1 protein-coding gene and 1 pseudogene are annotated in these 1,222 nt (G+C 66.7%); both read right to left on the bottom strand.

The window, feature by feature from the left end; genetic code table 11:
• The coding region (locus ABZ471_RS48780; protein ID WP_359075645.1) for a hypothetical protein at positions 1 to 878 on the bottom strand (878 nt) is incomplete at its 3' end.
• A gap of 14 nt (positions 879 to 892) precedes the next feature.
• Positions 893 to 1,222, bottom strand: a pseudogene (locus ABZ471_RS48775) (hypothetical protein); the annotation flags it as partial.

The raw sequence follows: 1,222 nt of genomic DNA, 5'->3' as shown, positions 1-1,222 counted from the left end.
CCCGCCGCGTGGAAGGCGTCGTAGATCGCACCATGCACGACATGCGTGCCGGTGGCCGGTGACCACAGGAACAGCCCCCGCTCGAAGAACTGGTAGCGCCCCCGTGTCCCGTCCGGCGCCCGTGAGGCATCGGCCTCGTCCATCGTCGGGAAACCCCAGCGCCGCTCCGCGTCCGTCGCCCAGAACGTGCTCAGGATGTCGCCATAGACCGCGTGGGCCACATCCGGATGCCACAAGATGATCCCGTTCTGGAACTGCTGGAAGCGCCCGCCCAGCGAGGCATCGCGTTCGCCCCGGATCGGCCGTCCCAGTACGCTGTTCGGACCGCCCAGGCTGTCGTACTTGACCGCGATGGTGCCGTACGGCACGAGGTCGTCCAGTTCGTTGTAGCGGCGGGGTGAGAACCCGCGGAGCCCGTCGGTCCACACCAATTCCTCGGCCACGTGTCCGAAGTCGTACTCCTCGCGGACAACCGGTTGGGTGTGGGCCGCGTCCGCCCAGCGGACGAACAGTGCCACGTGGTCGATGCCGCCCGAGTCCCGCAGCAGGGCGTCACCGGATTGCAAGTCGTCGGCCGGGATGTCGAACGTGACGTTCCACAGATTCCAGGTGGTGAGGGAACTACTCAAATGCCAGGCCATGGACACATAGCCCGAGCAGTCCGGGCGGTAGCAGCCGAACTGGTTGTTGTGGCAGCCGGTCTGGCTGTACGGCACCTGTTCGTCGATCCACGACCATGCGCGGTCCATCACTTCGCCCCGCCCGATCGGTTCGTCGGGGATTGACGCACTCGCGGCCGGTATGGCGCAGAAGGTGGCCGCGAGGGTCGCCAGTGACAAAGCCGCCATGTGACGCACCGTGCGGTGAAGGAGCCTCAAGGGTGCTCTCCTGTTCAGTTGTCGGTGATCCAGGTGCCCTTGTTCGGGTGCCAATGGATGGTGGCCTTCTGGAAGCGCTGCGCTTTGCCGCCGTCTGCCTCGTCCACCTCGTCCGTGGTCGGATAGCCCAGGACGCTCTCGTGACCCGCCGCGTGGAAGGCGTCGTAGATCGCACCATGCACGACATGCGTGCCGGTGGCCGGTGACCACAGGAACAGCCCCCGCTCGAAGAACTGGTAACGCCCCCGAGTCCCGTCCGGCGCCCGTGAGGCATCGGCCTCGTCCATCGTCGGGAAACCCCAGCGCCGCTCCGCGTCCGTCGCCCAGAACGTGCTCAGGATGTC

It is taken from the genome of Streptomyces sp. NPDC005728 (assembly GCF_040630895.1).
Classification (GTDB): domain Bacteria; phylum Actinomycetota; class Actinomycetes; order Streptomycetales; family Streptomycetaceae; genus Streptomyces.
This window is presented reverse-complemented; position numbering and strand designations above follow the sequence as displayed.